This is a genomic window from Dyella sedimenti (genome assembly GCF_022760995.1).
GTDB lineage: Bacteria > Pseudomonadota > Gammaproteobacteria > Xanthomonadales > Rhodanobacteraceae > Dyella > Dyella sedimenti.
Genome location: NZ_JAKWJO010000004.1, coordinates 152,529 through 171,896, shown reverse-complemented (window position 1 = coordinate 171,896; position 19,368 = coordinate 152,529). Strand labels below are relative to the sequence as shown.

20 protein-coding genes are annotated in these 19,368 nt (G+C 68.2%); 14 read left to right on the top strand and 6 right to left on the bottom strand.

All coding sequences use genetic code 11. The features are described from left to right. Positions 1-205: 205 nt before the first annotated feature. Complete coding sequence (locus tag MJ605_RS10900; RefSeq protein WP_243041709.1) at positions 206-2,248, bottom strand: GGDEF/EAL domain-containing response regulator; 2,043 nt, start codon at positions 2,246-2,248, stop codon at positions 206-208. A gap of 136 nt (positions 2,249-2,384) precedes the next feature. Beyond that, positions 2,385-3,395, bottom strand: coding sequence for an EF-P beta-lysylation protein EpmB (gene epmB, locus MJ605_RS10895; RefSeq protein WP_243041543.1), 1,011 nt, complete (start codon positions 3,393-3,395; stop codon positions 2,385-2,387). Between the two features lie 85 nt (positions 3,396-3,480). Here epmB and efp point away from each other — a divergent pair, with 85 nt between their 5' ends. The 8 genes from efp (at position 3,481) to MJ605_RS10855 (ending at position 9,776) form a co-directional block, all read left to right on the top strand. Continuing rightward, positions 3,481-4,050 carry an elongation factor P gene (gene efp, locus MJ605_RS10890; RefSeq protein WP_243041542.1) on the top strand — a complete coding sequence of 190 codons (570 nt, stop codon included), beginning with the start codon at positions 3,481-3,483 and terminating at the stop codon, positions 4,048-4,050. A 261-nt stretch (positions 4,051-4,311) separates the two neighbouring features. Then, a complete protein-coding gene (locus MJ605_RS10885) occupies positions 4,312-5,652 on the top strand; it encodes a TRZ/ATZ family hydrolase (RefSeq protein ID WP_243041541.1) in 1,341 nt (446 codons plus the stop codon). A 9-nt stretch (positions 5,653-5,661) separates the two neighbouring features. Beyond that, positions 5,662-5,916, top strand: coding sequence for a YciI family protein (locus tag MJ605_RS10880; protein ID WP_243041540.1), 255 nt, complete (start codon positions 5,662-5,664; stop codon positions 5,914-5,916). Positions 5,917-5,947: 31 nt separating this feature from the next. Next, the gene (ubiG, locus tag MJ605_RS10875; RefSeq protein WP_243041539.1) at positions 5,948-6,670 is read left to right on the top strand and encodes a bifunctional 2-polyprenyl-6-hydroxyphenol methylase/3-demethylubiquinol 3-O-methyltransferase UbiG; all 723 of its coding nucleotides are present in this window, start codon (positions 5,948-5,950) and stop codon (positions 6,668-6,670) included. After that, positions 6,667-7,338, top strand: a complete 672-nt coding sequence (gene gph, locus MJ605_RS10870) for a phosphoglycolate phosphatase (protein ID WP_243041538.1) — start codon at positions 6,667-6,669, stop codon at positions 7,336-7,338. Before ubiG ends, gph begins: the two co-directional genes overlap by 4 nt. Next, positions 7,335-8,174, top strand: a complete 840-nt coding sequence (locus MJ605_RS10865; protein WP_243041537.1) for a squalene/phytoene synthase family protein — start codon at positions 7,335-7,337, stop codon at positions 8,172-8,174. The genes gph and MJ605_RS10865 overlap by 4 nt, the downstream gene beginning before the upstream one ends. A gap of 115 nt (positions 8,175-8,289) precedes the next feature. Continuing rightward, positions 8,290-9,243, top strand: coding sequence for a GTP cyclohydrolase FolE2 (gene folE2 / locus MJ605_RS10860; RefSeq protein ID WP_243041536.1), 954 nt, complete (start codon positions 8,290-8,292; stop codon positions 9,241-9,243). Between the two features lie 71 nt (positions 9,244-9,314). Next, entirely contained in the window at positions 9,315-9,776 is a 462-nt protein-coding gene (locus tag MJ605_RS10855; RefSeq protein WP_243041535.1) for a YbaY family lipoprotein, read from the top strand. Positions 9,777-9,861: 85 nt separating this feature from the next. Here the strand turns inward: MJ605_RS10855 and MJ605_RS10850 are convergent, their stop codons facing one another. Both MJ605_RS10850 and yidD read right to left on the bottom strand, forming a co-directional pair. Further along, a complete protein-coding gene (locus tag MJ605_RS10850) occupies positions 9,862-11,199 on the bottom strand; it encodes a dihydroorotase (RefSeq protein WP_243041534.1) in 1,338 nt (445 codons plus the stop codon). Beyond that, positions 11,189-11,449: a membrane protein insertion efficiency factor YidD gene (yidD, locus tag MJ605_RS10845; protein ID WP_243041533.1), complete on the bottom strand. Its 261-nt coding sequence runs from the start codon at positions 11,447-11,449 to the stop codon at positions 11,189-11,191. The genes MJ605_RS10850 and yidD overlap by 11 nt, the downstream gene beginning before the upstream one ends. A gap of 125 nt (positions 11,450-11,574) precedes the next feature. On the opposite strand from yidD, the gene dksA reads away from it, so the two are divergent. Next, positions 11,575-12,666, top strand: a complete 1,092-nt coding sequence (dksA, locus tag MJ605_RS10840) for an RNA polymerase-binding protein DksA (RefSeq protein ID WP_279237533.1) — start codon at positions 11,575-11,577, stop codon at positions 12,664-12,666. Between the two features lie 87 nt (positions 12,667-12,753). On the opposite strand, the gene MJ605_RS10835 is transcribed toward dksA, so the two are convergent. Together MJ605_RS10835 and cysS are read right to left on the bottom strand one after the other, a co-directional pair. Then, entirely contained in the window at positions 12,754-13,194 is a 441-nt protein-coding gene (locus tag MJ605_RS10835; RefSeq protein WP_243041531.1) for a SufE family protein, read from the bottom strand. 320 nt (positions 13,195-13,514) lie between these two features. Next, positions 13,515-14,903 (bottom strand): cysteine--tRNA ligase, encoded by a 1,389-nt coding sequence (gene cysS / locus MJ605_RS10830; RefSeq protein ID WP_243041530.1) that lies wholly within the window; start codon positions 14,901-14,903, stop codon positions 13,515-13,517. Positions 14,904-15,136: 233 nt separating this feature from the next. Here cysS and MJ605_RS10825 point away from each other — a divergent pair, with 233 nt between their 5' ends. The 5 genes from MJ605_RS10825 to MJ605_RS10805 all read left to right on the top strand — a co-directional run bounded on the left by MJ605_RS10825 (position 15,137) and on the right by MJ605_RS10805 (position 19,337). Further along, positions 15,137-15,679 (top strand): glycine zipper 2TM domain-containing protein, encoded by a 543-nt coding sequence (locus MJ605_RS10825; protein ID WP_243041529.1) that lies wholly within the window; start codon positions 15,137-15,139, stop codon positions 15,677-15,679. Positions 15,680-15,984: 305 nt separating this feature from the next. After that, positions 15,985-16,992: an N-acetylornithine carbamoyltransferase gene (locus MJ605_RS10820; protein WP_243041528.1), complete on the top strand. Its 1,008-nt coding sequence runs from the start codon at positions 15,985-15,987 to the stop codon at positions 16,990-16,992. Between the two features lie 4 nt (positions 16,993-16,996). Beyond that, complete coding sequence (locus MJ605_RS10815; RefSeq protein WP_243041527.1) at positions 16,997-17,623, top strand: FMN-binding negative transcriptional regulator; 627 nt, start codon at positions 16,997-16,999, stop codon at positions 17,621-17,623. Then, on the top strand, positions 17,620-18,099 hold the full coding sequence (locus MJ605_RS10810; protein WP_243041526.1) for an OsmC family protein: 480 nt from the start codon (positions 17,620-17,622) through the stop codon (positions 18,097-18,099). The genes MJ605_RS10815 and MJ605_RS10810 overlap by 4 nt, the downstream gene beginning before the upstream one ends. Positions 18,100-18,143: 44 nt before the next feature. Further along, positions 18,144-19,337, top strand: a complete 1,194-nt coding sequence (locus tag MJ605_RS10805; RefSeq protein WP_243041525.1) for an argininosuccinate synthase — start codon at positions 18,144-18,146, stop codon at positions 19,335-19,337. The last annotated feature ends 31 nt before the right edge of the window (positions 19,338-19,368 follow it).

The window sequence follows — 19,368 nt, the reverse complement described above, 5'->3', positions numbered from 1 at the left end:
AGCGGAGAGGAAGCGCGGCATTGCGTGGCCTACAAGCCTTGAAGGCCTTCGCCAGCCGAATCAGTGTCTCCTTCAGCCACACACCGCGGCTACCCCGCGGGGCGTCGAGGTGCTGAGGGCTTAAAGCACCGCTTTTGGCTCCCTCGCCCCTTTGGGGAGAGGGGCGGGGTTTGCGGGATGGTGCGGTGATGCCGCTTCGTGCCGCTCACCCCAGCCGCTGCGGCTCCTGCAGGAAGTTGCCCTGCACGAAATCCACGCCGCAGGCAAACAGCAGGGAGGTGCTGGCGGCGTCCTCGACCCATTCGGCAATGGTCTGCTTGTTCAGTTCGCGCGCCTGGCGGCAGATCTCGGCGACCTTCTTCTGGCTTTCCGCCTGCTGCGGCAGGTCGGCCATGTAGCTGCGGTCGATCTTCAGGTAGTCGGCGTCGATATGGTTGAGCAACTGGAACGAGTTGAGGCCGGAGCCAAACTGCTCGAGCGCGAACTGGCCGCCCAGCTTCTTCCAGTCCTGGATGAACTGCTGCGCGGGGCGCAGCGAGGTCACCACCTTGCTTTCGGTCATCTCCAGCACCAGTTGCCCGTGCTTGAGGCCCGCCTTCTTGAGGCGCTCGGCCACCCATGGCAGCAGCTCGGTGTCTTCCAGCGAGCTCGACGTGAGCTTGACGAAGAAGGTGGTGGGCGAGCCGTTGCGGTCGCGGGCGCGCAGGTGCTCGATGGCCTGGTTCAGTACCCAGCGGTCGATCGCCGGGGTGAGCTGGTGCTTCTCCGCGATGGGCATGAAGAAGCCCGGCAGCACTTCGCCCTGCGGGCCGTTGAGGCGCAGCAGGATTTCGGAGAACTCGCCCTCGGCATCCTGCAGGCTGATGGTCTGCTGGTGATACAGCACGAAGTCGTTCTGGGTGAGGGCCTGCCGGATTACGCCCAGCCAGTAGCGCTCGCGCTCCTCGTCCGCCTTCTCGCGGGCGGCGGGGTCGTGCAGGTCGCTGCGGTTGCCGCCCTGGCTCTGCGCGTTGCGCAGGGCCTGGCTGGCCTGGTTGAGCAGCAGCTCGGTATTGGCGTTCTTCTCGCCCAGCAGGCTGCCGCCGATGCTGGCGGTGATGGTGATCGAACGCGTGCCCAGGTCGAAGATGCCGCCGGCGATGGCCTGCTGCAGGCTGGCGATCCACTGCTTGATGTTCTCGTCGTTGCGGGTGTGCAGCAGCACGCCGATGGTGTGCTCGGCCAGCAGGCCGGCGGTGTCCTGGGTGCCCAGCTGGCTTTCCACCCGGTTGGCGAAGGCGGCCAGCAGTTCGTCGGCCTTGGCCAGGCCCACGCCGGTGACGATGGCCTGCCAGTTGTCCGGCTCGACCAGCAGCAGCGACTGGCCCTTGGTGCCCTCGGTGGCCGCGGCGACCGCCTGGTCGATGCATTCGAGCATGCGGGCGCGGTTGAACAGGCCGGTGACCGGGTCGCGCTGCAACTGCGCGATGACGTTGGTGTCGACCTGCTGGCGGCGAAACACCACCTGCAGGCAGGGCTCGCCCTCGAAGGTGGCATGGGCGAATTCCACGCTGGCCTTGAAGTTGGTGCCGTCGGCGCGGCGCGCCTGCAGCTCGATCGGGCTGCTGGGCTTCTCGCCGCGCGAGAGGCCCTTGAGCGTGCTCTTGAAGGCATCGGCGTCGTTGGGGCTGATCATGTCCAGCACCGGAAGGCCGAGCAGGTCGTCGAAGTCGGTGTGGCCGAAGGTGTCGAGGTAGGCCTGGTTGGCGCGCACGTGCATGCCTTCGTGCACGTAGGCGATGGCGTCGGTGGAGGAATCCAGCAGCGCATCGCAGCGGCGCTCGGACTCGCGCAGGGCGGCCTCCAGCCGGCGCAGCTGGCGGCGGGCGTTGAGCGCCTCGAACTCGCGCTGCACCACCGCCATCAGCTGGCGGGGCTGCGAACGCAGGGCCACGGCGCGCGCGCCGTTGACGAACAGCTCGGTGATGGTGACGTTGTCCGCCTGGTTGACCAGGGCGACCAGCGACAGGTCGCGGCCGTGGCCGTCCAGCAGCCGGGTCACCTCGCGCAGCTCCAGCGTGCCCACGGCCGGGTCGTACAGCACGATGTCCGGACCGAGTTCATCCAGGGCGGCGTTGACCTGCTCGGCGCTGGTGGCACGGGCGGGACGTACCGCGATGCCGCTGTTGCGCAACAGGCTGATGATCTGTTCCGCGTCTTCGACCGACTTTTCGATGAAAAGGATCTTGATGACCTGGTCAGTTTTCATGGGCACGTCGAGCTTTCCATTGTCCGCCGCTGCTGAAAAGGAACCTGCCATGACAGCAGGGCGCGGGCCATCGGAGGTTGTAGCGGATTCCGCCAGTCACCGCCAGCGGAAAGTTTCCGAAGGTGACGTGGCCCACTTACAGAGGGCGCTTGGATGCCTCGCCGCCCACCTCGCGCACCAGTTTGGGCACCAGGTAGCCGGGCAGGCGATGGCGTATCGCCTCGGCCAGCGCGAGGGCGCGGGCATCGTCCACCTCGAAGTGCGCGGCTCCCTGCACCCGGTCGAGCTGGTGCAGGTAGTAGGGCAGTACGCCTGCGGCGAACAGCCGCTCGGACAGCGTGGCCAGCGTGTCGGCGTCGTCGTTGACCCCCCGCAGCAGCACCGACTGGTTCAGCAGGGTGGCGCCGGCCTCGCGCAGCCGCGCGCAGGCGGCATCCACGCCGGCGTCGAATTCATTGGCGTGGTTGGCGTGCAGCACCACTACCTTCTGCAGCGGCAGCCCGGCCAACCAGCGGACGAAGGACTCGTCGATGCGCTCGGGCAGCACCACCGGCAGGCGCGTATGGATGCGCAGGCGGATGACGTGGGGAATGCCGGCCAGGCCCCGGCCCAGTTCCTCCAGCTTGCCGGTGGCCAGCGCCAGCGGATCGCCGCCGGAAAGGATCAGCTCGCTGATCGACGCATCTTGCCGCACGTGTTCCAGCGCCTTGCGCCACTGGCCGGCGGCGGCCATCTCCTCGCCGTAGGGGAAGTGGCGGCGGAAACAGTAGCGGCAGTTGACGGCGCAGCTGCCGCTGGCGATCAGCAGGGCGCGCCCCTGGTACTTGTGCAGCACGCCCTGGGCCGGGCGGGCGGCCAGGTCGCCCACGGCGTCGGTGCCGAAGCCGTCCACCCGGTCCAGCTCGGCCAGCTGCGGCATCACCTGCAGCAGCAGCGGGTCGGCCGCATCGCCCCGGCGCATGCGGGCCACGAAGCCGCGCGGTACGCGCAGGGCGAAGCCCGCATCGTCCGGCGGCAGGCGTCCGGCCAGGTGCTCAAGGCCCACGGCGGCCAGCAGCTCGTGCGGATCGGTGATGGCATCGCGCCAGAGCGCGCGCCAATCGGATCCGGGCGGCAATAGGCGGGCGGCATGGCTTGCGGTTATCATATCGGGTCTTGAGTCGGGCCCAGGGCCCGGTGAACCACCTATTCTAGCCGCCCGCGGGCGGCGTCACATCTGGAGCACGAAGCGCATGGCCACCGCTGGTCTCAACGACGTCAAGAAGGGTATGAAGATCCTTCACAACAATGACCCCTGGGTCATTACCGACGCCGATTTCATCAAGCCCGGCAAGGGCCAGGCGTTCACCCGCATCTTCATCCGCAACCTGAAGACGGGCCGCACCACCGAACAGACCATGAAGTCCAGCGACTCCTTCGAGATCGCCGACGTCACCGACACCGACATGCAGTATCTGTATTCCGACGGCGAGTACTGGCACTTCATGCACCAGGAAAGCTTCGAGCAGCACCAGGCCGGCAAGGCCGGCGTGGGCGATGCCGCCAAGTGGCTGAAGGGCGAGGAGGAGTGCGTGGTGACGCTGTTCAACGGCGAGATCATCGCCGTGCAGCCGCCGAACTTCGTCGAGCTGAAGATCGTCGAGACCGATCCGGGCCTGCGCGGCGACACCTCCGGCGGCGGCGGCAAGCCGGCCACGCTGGAAACCGGCGCCGTGGTGCGCGTGCCGCTGTTCGTGAGCACGGACGAAGTCATCAAGGTCGACACCCGCACCGGCGAATACGTCAGCCGCGTCGGCAAGTGACGAACCGGGGCGCGGCTTTGCCCGCGCCTTTGCCGGTTCGTCATCCCTGCGAACCCCCAAAAGGGGGCAAGGGCAGGGGGCCAGTGAAGTATGCCGTGCGAAGCACTCGAATCCGCTTTCACACCCTCATACGGCACAGCACTGGATTCCGGCCTGCGCCGGAATGACATGATTGAGACGTAGAGGTTGAGCATCATGGGGCGGCCACCGCAAGGTGATCCGCCCCATGTCGTATCCATCACCGAACAAGCGAGCCCGCACATGAGCCCGACCGCACCGCAACCCGTCGACCTGTTGATCGAAGCGCGCTGGGTGGTGCCCGTCGAGCCGCATGGCGTCGTGCTGGAGCACCACGCCGTAGCGGTGGACAAGGGCGCCATCGTGGCGCTGCTGCCAATCGGCGAAGCCCGCGCCGCGTATGCCCCGCGCGAGCGCGTCGAACTGGGCGAGCACGTGCTGATCCCTGGCCTGGTCAACACGCACACGCACAACCCGATGACCCTGCTGCGCGGCCTGGCCGACGACCTGCCGCTGATGGTGTGGCTGCAGAAGCACATCTGGCCGGTGGAAGGGCAGGTGATCGGCCCCGAGTTCGTGCGCGACGGCGTGGAGCTGGCGGTGGCCGAGATGATCCGCGGCGGCACCACCTGCGCCAACGAGAACTACTTCTTCCCCGACGTGATCGGCGCGACCTACCGGCGCCTGGGCTTCCGCGCCGTGGTGGGCCTGCCGGTGATCGAGTTCCCCACCGCCTGGGCCAGGACGCAGGACGAGTATTTCGAGCGCGCCATCGCCGTGCACGACAGCTTCCTGGGCGATCCGCTGGTGGGCACCTCGTTCGCGCCGCACGCGCCCTACACCGTGTCCGACGAGAGCTTCGAGCGCATCCGCGTGCTGGCCGACCAGCTCGACATCCAGGTGCACCTGCACACCCACGAGACCGCGCACGAGGTGGAGGAGGAGAAGGCCAAGAGCGGCCTGCGCCCGTTCCAGCGCCTGCAGCGGCTGGGCTTGGTCAACGATCGCCTGATCGCGGTACACATGACCCAGCTCACCGACGGCGAAATCGCCGCCTGCGCGGAAGCCGGCGTGTCGGTGGTGCATTGCCCGGAATCCAACCTCAAGCTGGCCTCCGGCTTCTGCCCGGCGGAAAAGCTGCGGCGGGCCGGCGTCAACGTGGCGCTGGGCACGGACGGCTGCGCCTCCAACAACGACCTGGACATGCTCGGCGAGATGCGTACCGCCGCGCTGCTGGCCAAGGCGGTGGCGGGCGACGCGGCCGCCTTCGATGCGGCCTATGCGCTGCGCGCGGCCACGCTCAACGGCGCGCACGCGATGGGGCTGGAGGACCGCATCGGCTCGATCGAGGCAGGCAAGCGGGCCGACCTGGCCGCCATCCGCCTGTCGGACCTGGAAACCCAGCCGCTGTTCCACATCGCCTCGCAGCTGGCCTATGCCACCGGCCGCCACCAGGTGACGGACGTGTGGATCGACGGCGCGCGCAAGCTGGCCGGGCGCGTGCTTACCGATATCGACACTGACGCCATGCTGGCCAAGACACACGCCTGGCGTGAGCGCATCGCGGCCATCGACGCCGCCTGAGGAGGCAAGATGAACCGTTATCTCGTCATGGCCATGCGCCGCCCTGATTTCGACCCGGCCGTGGTGCAACCGCACAAGGATTTCCTCGAAGGCCTGCGCGCCGGCGGAAGCCTGGAACTGGCCGGCCCGTTCGGCAACCAGCCCGGCGGTGCCTACCTGCTACGCGCGGAGAGCCTGGACGAAGCGCGGCGCATCGCGCACGAGGACCCCGCCCATACCAGCGGCGGCTGGGATATCACGATCTACGAATGGCAGGCGCGCTAAGCTCCGCGGCCTGCCAGTGAGGATGCTTCCGATGCAAGCTGCCGCCAACGTCAGTCCCGAGGAAATCGCCCGTTTCGGCAAACTCGCCGCGCGCTGGTGGGATCCGGACGGCGAATCCCGCCCGCTGCACGATCTCAACCCGGTGCGCGCCTCCTACGTGGCGGCCCGTGTGGATCTGCGCGGCGCGCGCGTGGCCGACGTCGGCTGCGGCGGCGGCCTGCTCAGCGAGGCGCTGGCCAGGGCCGGGGCCCGCGTTACCGGCATCGACCTGGGCGAGAAGGTGATCGAGATCGCCCGCCTGCACCTGCACGAGTCGAGGCTGGAGACGCCGGACCTGGCCATCGACTACCGCGTGCAGTCGTCGGCCGGGCTGGCCGCAGCCGAGCCGGAAGGCTTCGACGCGGTGTGCTGCATGGAACTGGTCGAGCACGTGCCCGATCCCGAGGCGTTGGTGAAGGACCTTGCGCGGATGGCGAAGCCGGGCGGCGTGCTGGTGATGTCCACGCTCAACCGCACGCCGGTGGCCTTCGGCGCGGCGATCCTGGGGGCCGAATACCTCACCCGCATGCTGCCGCGCGGCACGCACCACTACGCGCAGTTCCTCAAGCCTTCCGAACTCGGCCGCCTGATGCGCCATGCCGGGCTGGAAGTGGAGGACGTCTCCGGCCTGGGCTACAACCCGATCAACCGCAAGGCTTGGCTGAGCCGCATCACCGCGGTGAACTACCTGATCAGCGCCCGAAAGCCCGCATGAAACCGTTTCCCGAGAACCTGCAGGGCGTGCTGTTCGACCTCGACGGCACCCTGCTCGACAGCGCCCCCGACCTCCATGCCGCGCTGAAGACGCAGTGCGAGGAAATGCGAGTGGCCGTGCCGCCCTACGCGATGGTGCGCGAGGTGGTCTCGCGTGGCTCGCGCGCGATCCTGCGCTGCGCGTTCCCCAGCCTCGACGAGTCACGCCTGCTGGCGCTGCTGCCACGCTACCTGGAGCTTTACCAGGCGGTAATGGCCGAACACACCCGCCCTTTCGACGGCATCGACGAGCTGCTCTCCGCCATCGAATCGCAGGGGCTGTCCTGGGGCATCGTCACCAACAAGCCCGGCTTCCTCACCGACGAGCTGGTGCAGCGCATCGGTTGGGGCAGCCGCGCGGCGGCGGTGGTCTCGGGCGACACGCTGCCGGTGAAGAAACCCGATCCGGCGCCGGTGCTGCTTGCCTGCGAGCGGGCCGGGCTCGATCCCGCGCGCTGCCTGTTCGTCGGCGACGACCGCCGCGACGTGACGGCCGGTGCCGATGCCGGCGCCTACACCGTCGCGGTGCGCTGGGGCTATCTCGACGGTGGCGATCCCGGCCAGTGGGGCGCCGACCTGGTGCTCGACCACCCGGCGGACCTCACCCGCCGCCTGCGGGTGGCCGCGTGAGCGAGGCGGCGCTGCAGAGCTACATCGACAAATGGCTGGCGGTGCAGCCGCAGCAGCGCATCGCGCTGGCCTTCGTCGATCCGCACGCCTATCCCGGCCACGTCGCGCTGGCCGCGCTGGAGCAGGAACTGCTGGCCGCTGCCTACGGCATCCGCGAGCCGCAGGTGGCCGCCACCAAGCTCAACTGGTGGGCCGAGGAACTCTCCGGCGCCGCCGCCAGCGGCGGCCGCCATCCGCTGACCCAGGTATTGTTCGACGACGAACGCGCCCACGCGCTGCCCAGCGAGCGCTGGGTGGCGCCGGTGCTGGCCGCGATGGCCCAGCTGGAAGAGGGCACGGCGGCGGATTTCCCCGCCCAGCTGGCCGCGGGCGCGCTGCTGCACGGCGCGCTGGCCAGGCTGGAAACGGCCTGGTGGTATGGCGAGGACGTTTCGCCGGAGCGTGCCGCCCGCGTCGCCACGCTGTCCCACCTACTGTTCGCATTGCTGCGCCTGGAGGAGGATGCCGAGCGTGACCGCCTGGCGCTGCCGATGGCGCGCCTGGCCCGGCATGGCCTCAGCCGCGCCGATTTGCGTGCGGCTGGCGCGGCGCGCGAGGAGGCCATTCGTGCCCAGTTGGCGGATCTCGACATGGCATGGCGTGAGGCCGAGCGCCTGCCGGGAACGCTCAGCGCCTTCCGCGGGCTGGAATCGCGCCATGCCCGTACCCTGGTGGCGCGGGCGCGCAAGGCGGCCGATCCGCTGGCCGTGCTGCGCAAGGGACAGGGGCGGCAAGGCCCCGGCGTGACCTGGCAGGCCTGGCTGGCGGCGCGGGAGTGGCGTCGCGCGGCCGGTTGAGCGGCACAGGGACGCACCGTTTCCGCCACGCCACTATTGCGAGGCCGGGATGCTGCCCCAAGATGGAGACTCGTTCGCGGCGTCCCCATCGCCCGATGGACCACAGGATTTCCCCATGTACAACGAGCAAAACACCGCCCGCCTGCTGCCCGACGTGGCGGTCCATGCCCAGCCCCACCTGGCCGGTGAGCTGGATTGGGTGGGCATGAACGAGATCGAGGTGCCGGTGCACTTCGACGCCGGCGACGGCGACGTGCAGCGCGCCAGCGCGCGTGTCGGCGCCTTCGTCAACCTGCGCCGCCCCGACAAGCGCGGCATCCACATGTCGCGCCTCTACCTGATGGTGGAGCAGGCGCTCAGCGCGCAGACGCTCAGCGCCGGCATGCTGCGCGAACTGCTCGAGGGTTTCCTGGAATCGCACAAGGAACTGTCGGACCGCGCCTGCCTGAGCATCCGCTTCGAGCACCTGGTGCGCCGTCCCGCGCTGCGCAGTGGCAACAGCGGCTGGCGCGCGTACCCGGTGTGCATCGAGGCCAGCCTGGTGGGCGACCGGTTCCTGCTCGAATTTGGCACGGAAGTGGTCTATTCCTCCACCTGTCCTGCCTCGGCCGCGCTGGCCCGCCAGTTGATCCAGGACCAGTTCGCGCGCGACTTCGATGCCGACGGGCCGCTCGACCACGCTGCCGTGCTGGCCTGGCTGGGCAGCGAGAAGGGCATCGTGGCCACCCCGCATGCGCAGCGCAGCGTGGCGCGCCTGCGCGTGCGCCCGGCCGAGGGCGCGGCATTCGACCTGATCCGGCTGGTCGACCGGGTCGAGCAGGCGCTCGGCACGCCGGTGCAGACCGCGGTCAAGCGCGAGGACGAACAGGCCTTCGCGCTCGCCAACGGCGGCAACCTGATGTTCTGCGAGGACGCCGCGCGCCGCATCCAGAAGGCGCTGGATGCCGACGCAGGCATCGGCGACTTCCATGTCCGCGTGGAACACCAGGAAAGCCTGCATCCGCACGACGCCGTGGCCTACGCCAGCAAGGGCGTTGAAGGTGGCTATGCCGGCAAGGGCTGCGCTTGAGGCGCAGCCTGCTGGCCTACCGCTGCTGCTAGCATCGCGGGAGCCCGGACCGGGCTCCCCAGGAGAAGTGCATGCTGTCCCGTTCCATGCTGCTGGCCGCCATCGTCGCGCTGGCCGGCTGCTCGATGTTTTCGCGCCACGCCCGGCACGAGGCGCCGGCCTCCATGCCGGCACAGCCGGCGGCACCGGTGCACCAGGCCCTGATGAAGTCGATCATCGGCGACGTCCGCTACGAGCTGCCGCAACCGGTGCCCGCCGATGCCTACCTGCTGGTGACGCTGGCCGACGTCAGTCGCCTGGACGCGGCCGCGCGCACGGTGGCCGTGGAGAAGATCCAGCCGGTCGGCGCCTCGCCGGTGGATTTCCTGCTCGGCTACGATCCGGGCGAGCTGCGCGATGGCGTGGACTTCGCCATCAGCGTGCGGTTGTTGCAGGGCGACAAGCTGCTGGCCGTGAGCGAGACGTCGGCGCATGTGCTGGGCCGTTCGGGCGGGAACGGACCGGTGAGCCTCACGCTGCAGCCCGTGCCGTGATTCCGCCATCCTGTGTAGGAGCGCACCCAGTGCGCGACCACGGTGCCCCACGGTCGCGTACTGGGTGCGCTCCTGCAGGTCTGGGTCAGCGGGCGAAAGCCAGGCGCTGGCCCCGTACGCTGTCGTCCACGCGGCTGCCATCCCACACGCGCCGGCCGTTGACGAAGGTGGCGGCGATGGAACTGTCGAAAGTGTAGCCCTCGAAGGGCGACCAGCCGCACTTGGACAGCACCTCCTCGCGACGCACCATGTGCGGCCGCTTCGGATCGACCAATACCAGGTCGGCGGCGTAGCCCTCGCGCAGGAAGCCGCGCTCCTTCACGTCGAACAGCGTGGCCGGGGCATGGGTCACCGCCTCCACCACGCGCTCCAGCGCCAGCTTGCCCTCGAACACGCGCTGCAGCGCCGCCTGCAGGGCGAACTGCACCAGCGGCAGGCCGCTCGGGGCCTTGTCGTACAGCTGCGCCTTTTCCTCCAACAGGTGCGGGGCGTGGTCGGTGGCCAGCACGTCGATGCGGCCTTCGGCCAGCGCCCGGGTGATCGCCTCGCGGTCGGCGGCGGTCTTGATCGCCGGGTTGCACTTGATGAGGAAGCCCAGCCGCTCGTAGTCGCGGTCGTCGAAGTGCAGGAAATGCACGCAGGTCTCGGCGGTGATGCGCTTGCCCTTGAGCGGGCCGGGCTCGAACAGCGCCAGCTCGTCCGCCGTGGAGATATGCAGCACGTGCAGGCGGCTGTGGTGGCGGCGTGCCAGTTCAATGGCCAGCCGGGTGGACTTGATGCAGGCCTCGCGCGAGCGGATCAGCGGATGCTCGCGGGCCGGGATGGCCTCGCCGTATTCCTCATGCGCCCTGGCAAGGTTCGCCTCGATCATCGGCGAATCCTCGCAGTGCGTGATGATCGGCGTGGGCGCCTCGCGGAAGATACCGTCCAGCACCGCCGGATCGTCCACCAGCATGTTGCCGGTGGAAGCGCCCATGAACACCTTCACGCCAGGCGCGGACAGCGGGTCCAGGCGGCGGATCGCCTCCAGGTTGTCGTTGCTGGCGCCAAGGTAGAAGGCATAGTTGACGGCTGAGGTTTCCGCCGCGCGGGCGTACTTGGCCTCCAGCGTGTCGCGGTCGAGCGCGGGTGGCTTGGTGTTGGGCATCTCCATGAAGCTGGTGATGCCGCCGGCGGCGCAGGCGCGCGACTCGTGGGCGATGTCGGCCTTCTGCGTCAGGCCGGGTTCACGGAAATGTACCTGGTCGTCGATCATGCCGGGCAGCAGCCACAGCCCGCTGGCGTCCACCACCTGCTCGCCTGGCCTGGCGTCGAGATCGCCGGCGATGGCGTCGATGCGGCCCTGCCTCACGCGCACGTCGGCGTGGAAACGGCGGCCTTCGTTGACCAGTTCGGCGTTCTTGATCAGCCATTCAGTGGACATGGGGTTCTCCAGGCATGCGGCAACGGCGGAAAGTGAACTGCGCGGGCACCGGATCCTCCCCGCCGGCGCACAGCGGCTGGCAGCGCAGCAGGCGCCAGCCTGTCAGCAGGCCGCCGCGCAGCGGTCCGAAGCGTGTCACCGCAATCCGTGCATAATCGGAACAACTGGGGTGGAAACGGCAGCGCTGGCCCAGCAGGGGGCTCAGCCAGCGCTTGTAGAAGCCGAGCAGTAGAAGTATGAGTCGGGTCACGACGGATGGGTGCTGCCGGGACAGCCTGCGGCATGTAGTGCCACAAGTATTCCAGAAGCACGGTTGCCGGTGTTAGATACATGGGCTATAACACCCGGCCGCCAAGGCCAAAATGGTGAAGGGAAATGGCGAAAACGACGCGTAGTGCGACAGCCACCAAGCCGCAGAAGGGAAAGCCTGCCGGTAAGGTGAAAGACCTCAAGACCGCCAGGAAGCCTGCTCCTGCGCGGGCCGCCAAGGCCGCCACGACCAAGGCTGCCGCGGCGAAGAGGCCAGCGGCCAAGAAGGCGGTGGCCAAGAAGGTCGCGGTCAAGAAACCTGTCGCCAAGAAGGTTGCCAAGGCGCCGGCCAAGCCCGCTGTCGCCAGAAAGGCCGCTCCCAAGCCGCCCGTCAAGAAGGCTGCGCCGGCCAAGAAGCCGGCAGCTGTGAAGAAAGTGACGAAGCCCGTCGCGAAGAAAGTGGCCGTTCCCGCCAAGAAGCAACCGCCCAAGGCCGTGGCCAAGCCAGTCGCCGTGGCGCCGGCGAAGCCGGCCAAGGCCGTGCCGGCCAAGCCTGCCGTGAAGCCGGCGCCTGGCAAGCCGGCCGTGGCCGCCAAGCCCGCGGCGCCGGCGCCCAGGCCTGCCCCCATTCACGCCGAGCCGGCCAGGCCGGCCGCCGCGCCCTTTGCGGGCAAGGTAGCCAGCGCCACCGCTCGACATACCCCCATCAAGAAACAGAAAGCCCAGCAGTCCTCGATGAATAATTCCGCAACGCTCGACAATGGCATCACCCGGGAAGACGGGCGCTACGCGCTCCCTTCCACCACCCAGATCGACCTGCCCAAGGGGTACCGTCCCTCGAACGACGAGGAGTACATGAACCCCAAGCATCTGGCCTATTTCCGCAACAAGCTGCGCGAATGGCGCGAACAGCTGGTGGAGGAATCGCGCCAGACCATGGAGAACCTGCGCGATGAGGTGCGCGACGTGGGCGACGAGGCCGAGCGCGCCACCCGCGAGACGGAAAACTCGCTGGAGCTGCGCACCCGCGACCGCTACCGCAAGCTGATCTCCAAGATCGACAAGGCGCTGCGTCGCATCGAGGAGGGCCGCTACGGCTATTGCGAGGAGACCGACGAGGAAATCGGCCTGGAGCGCCTCGATGCCCGCCCGATCGCCACGCTGTCGCTGGATGCGCAGGAGCGCCGCGAGCACCTGCAGAAGCAGATGGGCGACTGACCGCCGCTGCGCCGCCAGCCGACAAGCAAAGCCCCGCCTGGTGCGGGGCTTTGCTTTTGGACGCTGGCGAAAAGCGGTTCTGTCCGCTTATTCCTTCGCGGCCAGGCTGGCGGCCGCGTATGCCTTCAGCCTGGCCAGCATCGCGGCCAGGCCGTTCGAGCGGGTGGGCGAGAGGTGTTTGGCCAGGCCGATGGCCTCGATGAAGCGCGGCTCGGCGGCGACGATCTCGGCTGCGGGCCGGTCGGAATAGACGCGCAGCACCAGCGCGATCAGGCCCGAGACGATGGCCGAGTCGCTGGTCGCCTGGAAATGCATCCGCTCGGCGCTGCCGCTGGGCACCAGCCAAACCAGCGACTGGCAGCCGTGCACGCGGAAATCCTCGGTCTTTAGTTCCTCGGGAAAGGGCGGCAACTGCTTGCCCAGGTCGATCAGGTACTGGTAGCGCTCGGTCCAGTCGCCAAAGAAGGCGAACTCGTCGATGATGTCCTGCTGCGCCTGCTCGGCGCTGGGGGGGGCGATAGCGTTCATGGCCATATTATCGCTCGTTTCGCCAAAACCCCGCTCTGAGAGCCTGTTCAAAATCTTGGTGGGCCCTCCTCCCCTGCACGCAGCCTTGTGGGAGCGCACCCTGTGCGCGACACCTTTCGCCTCATGGCTCGTCGTCCCGGCGCACCCCGCCAAAGGGGACAAGGGCCAGGATGACGAACCATGCAGACCGAGGCAAAAGGAGGTCGCGCACAGGGTGCGCTCCCACAGAGGGGACCGATGAGCGTCGGCGGGGAGGGAGGGGATGGCACCGAGATTTTGAACAAGCTCTAACGCTGCCCTTCCCGCGGAACGCGAAAGGTTCAACCCTTCGCCACGCTCCAGCGCGTGCCCTGGGCGCCGTCCTCGATCACCACGCCCATGGCGGTGAGCTCGTCGCGGATCGCGTCGGCCCGCTTGAAGTCGCGGGCGGCGCGCGCGGCGCGGCGCTCGTCCAGCAGGGCTTCGACGCGCGTCTCGTCGATCTCCGCCGCGCCGCCGGCCTGCTTGAACCAGGCTTCCGGATCCTGCTGCAACAGGCCGAGCAGGACACCCGCGCCCAGCAGGGCGGCCTTGGCGATGCGCCTGGCCTCATCGTCGCCGGCCTGGCGCGCGGCGTCCGCCAGCTGCGCCAGCTCGGCCAGCGCCTGGGGCGTGTTGAGGTCGTCGCACAGCGCGGCCTCGACGGCATCCGGTACCGGCAGGCTGGCCGTATCCACCTCGATGCAGGCCAGGTCGCGCAGTACGCGATACCAGCCGTCCAGCGTGCTGACCGACTGCGCGATGGCTGCCTCGGACCAGTCCAGCGGCTGGCGGTAGTGGCCACGCAGCAGCAGCAGGCGCAGTGCCTCGGGCGGATGCGCCTTGAGCAGCTCGTGCACCAGCATCACGTTGCCCAGCGACTTGGACATCTTGCGGCCGCTGAAGGTGAGCATGCCATTGTGCAGCCAGTAGCGCGCGAACACCTTGCCGCCGTGGGCGCAGGTGGACTGGGCGATTTCGTTCTCGTGGTGCGGGAACTGCAGGTCCACGCCGCCGGCGTGGATGTCGATGGTGTCGCCCAGATGCGCCTCGCTCATCGCCGAGCACTCGATATGCCAGCCCGGGCGGCCGCGGCCCCAGGGGCTGTCCCAGCCGGGAAGGTCCGGGGTGGATGGCTTCCACAGCACGAAGTCGCCGGGATGCTTCTTGTACGGGGCCACCTCGACGCGGGCGCCGGCGATCAGTTCCTCCGGGTCGCGGCCGGAGAGTTCGCCGTAGGCCGGGAACGACTCCACCTCGAACAGCACATGGCCCTCGGCGGCGTAGGCATGGCCGCCGGCGATCAACCGCTCGATCATGGCGATGATCTGCGGGATGTGCTCGGTGGCGTGCGGCTCCACGTCGGGCGGCGCGACGCCCAGCGCGGCCATGTCCTCGCGGTAGGCCTGGGCGTAGCGGCGGGTGATGCCCTCGATGCCCACGCCGAGCTGGCGGGCCGCCGCGTTGATCTTGTCGTCCACGTCGGTGATGTTGCGGGCGTAGACCACCCGCGGGTAATGGCGGCGCAGCAGGCGCACCAGTACGTCGAACACCACCGGGCCGCGCGCGTTGCCAATATGCACGTAGTTGTAGACCGTGGGGCCGCACAGGTACATCGTCACCCGGTCGGGGGCGAGCGGCACAAAGGGTTCGATACGGCGCGTCAGGCTGTTGTGGAGCGAAATCGGCATCGGTCGGGAGGTCCGGGCAGGGGCGGCGGGTACCGGGCGGGCGCCGGCCAGTCGCGCATCTTAACAAGCCGTGGAGGCTGCCGCTGGGCAGCGAGACCTTCGGAAAAGGGGCGCCGGCAGGAAAGTTCGGAACTTTAGGAAAACTTCTAAGCGTCGATTCAGTGTGAATTTGCTGCAATGGATGCTATGAGGCGCGTAGAAGCGCCCGTATCTTGCCCCGAGCGGAGGTCGCAGTGACCAAGTGGTTGTTCCCCGCGCTGGCGCTATCGCTGATGGCCAGTGGCGTGTTTGCGCAGGATGCGCGGTATCAGAATCCGCAGCCGAATGACGACAACACCCACTTTGGCTGGGCCGACGTGCTGCGCGTGGATCCCGTGTACGGGGTGGCCCGCACCGAGGTGCCGCGCCAGGAATGCTACGACCAGCAGGTGGTGCGCAGCGCGCCACCGCAGGGCAGCGCGGCCGGCACCATCCTCGGCGCGGTAGTCGGCGGCGTGCTGGGCAGCACCATCGGCCATGGCGACGGCCGCACCGCCGCCACCGTGGCGGGCGCCGTGGCCGGTGGCGCGGTGGGCAACAGCGTCTCCGCCAACGGCGGCGGCGAATACCAGACCACCGAGACCCATTGCCGCCAGGTCGCCGCGGTGAGCGAGCAGCGCCGCATCATGGGCTACGACGTGGAATACCGCTATCGCGGCGAGGTCTACGTGTCCCGCCTCAACTACGACCCGGGCGAGCGCCTGAGGGTACGGGTCAGCGTTTCTCCCGCCGATTGAGACCGCCGCCTCCGGGCGGCGGTCTCGCATGGGAGCCCGCCGCATGTTGCATGGCAGCGGGAATCCCGTCATGATGCGCGTTCCACCGCCCGGAACCACCATGTCCGCAGCCGTCTATACCGCCACCGTCCTCACCAGTGCCCGCATGGCCGCTGGCATGACGTCGCGTGCGCGCCGACCGCTGGTCCGACATTCGGCCGGGTAGGCTGTCGCACGCGTTTCATGTGAATCGACGACAAAACCCGGCATGCAGCCGGGTTTTTTTGTTTCCAGCATCCGAAGATTCGATAAAGGCACCCTCCGACATGACCCTCCGCCACTTTCTGACCACCCAGGACTACAGCCGCGCCGAGATCGATGCGCTGCTCGAGCAGGCCGCGGCCTTCAAGCGTTCGCCGCGCGGCCAGCAACTGGCCGGCAAGTCGGTGGCGCTGATGTTCTTCAATCCGTCGATGCGCACGCGCACCAGCTTCGAGCTGGGCGCGTTCCACCTGGGCGGCCATGCCATCGTGCTGTCGCCGGGCAAGGACGCATGGCCGATCGAGTTCGAGGTGGGCACGGTGATGGATGGCGAGACGGAGGAGCACATCGCCGAGGTGGCGCGCGTGCTGTCGCGCTACGTGGACCTGATCGCGGTGCGCGCTTTCCCGAAGTTCCAGGACTGGTCGGTGGACCGCGAGGACAGCGTTATCAAGGCCTTCGCCAGGTACGCCACGGTGCCGGTAATCAACATGGAGACCATCACCCACCCATGCCAGGAACTGGCCCATGCGCTGGCGCTGAAGGAGCACCTGGGCAGCCTGCAGAACAGGAAATACGTGCTGACCTGGACCTACCACCCCAAGCCGCTGAACACGGCGGTGGCCAACTCCGCCTTGCTGATCGCCACCAAGATGGGCATGGACGTGACCCTGCTGTGTCCCACGCCCGACTACGTGCTGGACGAACGCTACATGGAATATGGCTACCAGAACGCCAGGGAAAACGGCGGTTCGCTCAAGGTCAGCCACGACATCGAGGATGCCTATCGTGGCGCCGACGTGGTCTACGCCAAGAGCTGGGGCGCGCTGCCATTCTTCGGCCGCTGGGAGCAGGAGAAGCCGATCCGCGAGGCGAACAAGCACTTCATCGTGGACGAGGCGAAGATGGCGCTGACCAACCACGGCCTGTTCAGCCATTGCCTGCCGCTGCGCCGCAACGTGAAGGCCACCGACGCGGTAATGGATTCGCCCGCCTGCATCGCCATCGACGAGGCCGAGAACCGCCTGCACGTGCAGAAGGCGGTGATGGCCTCGCTGATCGGCCAGCGCTGAGTCGATGTACCTGCCCTCGGCCTTCCAGGAATGCCGCATCGAGGCGCTGCATGCGCTGATGCGCGCGTATCCGTTCGCCACCATCGTCACGGGGGATGGCGGCGACCTGGCTGCCAACCACCTGCCGCTGGAGCTGGCGGAGCGGACGCGGCTGCATGGCCACGTGGCGCGCGGCAACGAACTGGCGACGCTGGATGGCGCCGAGGTGCTGGCGATCTTCCGTGGCCCGGACGGCTACGTGAGTCCCAGCTGGTATCCGAGCAAGCATGCGAACGGCCGCGAGGTGCCGACCTGGAACTACGCGGTGGTGCACGTGCATGGCCGCCTGCGGGTGGTCGACGATGCGGACTGGCTGCGCGGTCTGCTGGAGCGCCTGACCGATCGCCACGAGGCCGGCCAGCCCATGCCCTGGCGGGTGTCCGACGCGTCGCCGGACCACGTGCGGAAGCTGCTGCGCGCGATCGTGGGCGTGGAGATCGCCATCGACCGCATCGAGGGCAAGTTCAAGCTGAGCCAGAACCATCCGGCGGCCAATCGCGCCGGCGTCGTGCAGGGGCTGCGCGAGCGCGTCGGCCACGGCGACGCCGCGCTGGCCGATCTCATGTCGCAACGGGAAGAGGGCAGGCCATGAGCAAGACCCATCGGCACGCATACCGGGTCGAGGTGACCTGGACCGGCAACCGGGGCAGCGGCACCTCGACCTACCAGGCCTATGGCCGCGACCATGAGATCCGCATCGCGGGCAAACCAGTGCTGGCCGGTTCGGCCGATCCCCTGTTCCGCGGTGATGCCGGCAAGCACCATCCGGAGGACATGCTGGTGACCGCGCTGTCCACCTGTCACATGCTGTCCTACCTGCACCAGGCGGTGCTGGCCGGTGTGGTGGTGACCGCTTATACCGATGCCGCCGAGGGCTGCATGGAAACCGACGCGCATGGCGGCCGCTTCACCGAGGTGGTGCTGCGCCCGCAGGTGACCATCGCCGCCGGCAGCGACCCGGCCAGGGCCGAGGCCGCGCACGGGCCGGCGCACCATGCCTGTTTCATCGCCAATTCCGTGAATTTCCCGGTGCGCTGCGAACCGCGCATCATCGTTGAATCCGCCTGACCCCCTTTTCCGTTTAGCCTTCCATACAGCAGGATCCGCAAACCATGAGCAAAGACATCGTTCTCGCCTTCTCCGGCGGCCTCGACACCAGCTTCTGCGTGCCCTATCTCAAGGAGCGCGGCTGGGCCGTGCATACCGTGTTCGCCGACACCGGCGGCGTGGATGCCGAGGAGCGCGCCTACATCGAGCAGCGCGCCAAGGAGCTGGGCGTGGCCAGCCACGTCACCGTGGACGGCGGCCCGGCCATTTGGGAGGGCTTCGTCAAGCCGTTCGTGCAGGCCGGCGAGGCCTACCAGGGCCAGTATCCGCTGCTGGTGTCCGACCGCTACCTGATCGTGGACGCCGCCATCGCGCGCGCCAAAGAGCTGGGTACCAAGGCCATCGCGCATGGCTGCACCGGCATGGGCAACGACCAGGTGCGTTTCGATCTGGCGGTGAAGGCGCTGGGCGACTACGAGATCGTGGCGCCGATCCGCGAGATCCAGAAGGAGCACACCCAGACCCGTGCCTATGAGCAGGCCTACCTGGAAGAGCGTGGCTTCGACGTACGCGCCAAGCAGAAGAGCTACACCATCAATGAGAACCTGCTGGGCGTGACGCTGTCCGGCGGCGAGATCGATCATTGGAAGACCCCGGGCGACGGTGCGCGTGGCTGGTGCAAGCCGCGCGCTGAATGGCCCGCGGAAAAGCTGTCGGTCACCCTTGGTTTCGAGCAGGGCGAGGCGGTGTCGCTCAATGGCGAAAAACTGCCGGGCGCCAAGCTGCTGGCTAGGCTCAACGAACTGTTCGCGCCTTACGGCGTGGGCCGCGGCATGTACACCGGCGACACCACCATCGGCCTGAAGGGGCGCATCGTGTACGAAGCACCAGGGCTGATTTCGTTGCTTACCGCCCATCGCGCGCTGGAAGAGGCAGTGCTGACCAAGCAGCAGAACCGCTTCAAGCCGGACGTGGCGCGCAAATGGGTGGAAGTGGTGTACGAGGGCTTCTTCCACGATCCGATCAAGACCGACCTGGAAGCCTATCTCGCGTCCAGCCAGCGTTGCGTCAATGGCGAAGTGGTACTGGAGACTTCGGGCGCCCAGGTGACCGCGGTGGAAGTGCGTTCGCCACATATCCTCAATGCGAAAGGCGCAACCTATGCCCAGTCGGCCGATTGGGGCGTGGAGGAAGCCGAGGGTTTCATCAAGTTGTTCGGCATGAGCAGTACCCTGTGGGCCGAGGTCAACCGCGGTTGACCTCCGTGGCCGCCGCGCCGGCATTCGACGG

What these genes read in the sequence shown, in the direction of transcription:
- MJ605_RS10900 (WP_243041709.1), bottom strand. Translation starts at nt 2,248, where the DNA reads ATGAAAACTGACCAGGTCATCAAGATCCTTTTCATCGAAAAGTCGGTC.
- epmB (WP_243041543.1), bottom strand. Translation starts at nt 3,395, where the DNA reads ATGATAACCGCAAGCCATGCCGCCCGCCTATTGCCGCCCGGATCCGAT.
- efp (WP_243041542.1), top strand. Translation starts at nt 3,481, where the DNA reads ATGGCCACCGCTGGTCTCAACGACGTCAAGAAGGGTATGAAGATCCTT.
- MJ605_RS10885 (WP_243041541.1), top strand. Translation starts at nt 4,312, where the DNA reads ATGAGCCCGACCGCACCGCAACCCGTCGACCTGTTGATCGAAGCGCGC.
- MJ605_RS10880 (WP_243041540.1), top strand. Translation starts at nt 5,662, where the DNA reads ATGAACCGTTATCTCGTCATGGCCATGCGCCGCCCTGATTTCGACCCG.
- ubiG (WP_243041539.1), top strand. Translation starts at nt 5,948, where the DNA reads ATGCAAGCTGCCGCCAACGTCAGTCCCGAGGAAATCGCCCGTTTCGGC.
- gph (WP_243041538.1), top strand. Translation starts at nt 6,667, where the DNA reads ATGAAACCGTTTCCCGAGAACCTGCAGGGCGTGCTGTTCGACCTCGAC.
- folE2 (WP_243041536.1), top strand. Translation starts at nt 8,290, where the DNA reads ATGTACAACGAGCAAAACACCGCCCGCCTGCTGCCCGACGTGGCGGTC.
- MJ605_RS10855 (WP_243041535.1), top strand. Translation starts at nt 9,315, where the DNA reads ATGCTGTCCCGTTCCATGCTGCTGGCCGCCATCGTCGCGCTGGCCGGC.
- MJ605_RS10850 (WP_243041534.1), bottom strand. Translation starts at nt 11,199, where the DNA reads ATGTCCACTGAATGGCTGATCAAGAACGCCGAACTGGTCAACGAAGGC.
- dksA (WP_279237533.1), top strand. Translation starts at nt 11,575, where the DNA reads ATGGCGAAAACGACGCGTAGTGCGACAGCCACCAAGCCGCAGAAGGGA.
- MJ605_RS10835 (WP_243041531.1), bottom strand. Translation starts at nt 13,194, where the DNA reads ATGAACGCTATCGCCCCCCCCAGCGCCGAGCAGGCGCAGCAGGACATC.
- cysS (WP_243041530.1), bottom strand. Translation starts at nt 14,903, where the DNA reads ATGCCGATTTCGCTCCACAACAGCCTGACGCGCCGTATCGAACCCTTT.
- MJ605_RS10820 (WP_243041528.1), top strand. Translation starts at nt 15,985, where the DNA reads ATGACCCTCCGCCACTTTCTGACCACCCAGGACTACAGCCGCGCCGAG.
- MJ605_RS10815 (WP_243041527.1), top strand. Translation starts at nt 16,997, where the DNA reads ATGTACCTGCCCTCGGCCTTCCAGGAATGCCGCATCGAGGCGCTGCAT.
- MJ605_RS10810 (WP_243041526.1), top strand. Translation starts at nt 17,620, where the DNA reads ATGAGCAAGACCCATCGGCACGCATACCGGGTCGAGGTGACCTGGACC.
- MJ605_RS10805 (WP_243041525.1), top strand. Translation starts at nt 18,144, where the DNA reads ATGAGCAAAGACATCGTTCTCGCCTTCTCCGGCGGCCTCGACACCAGC.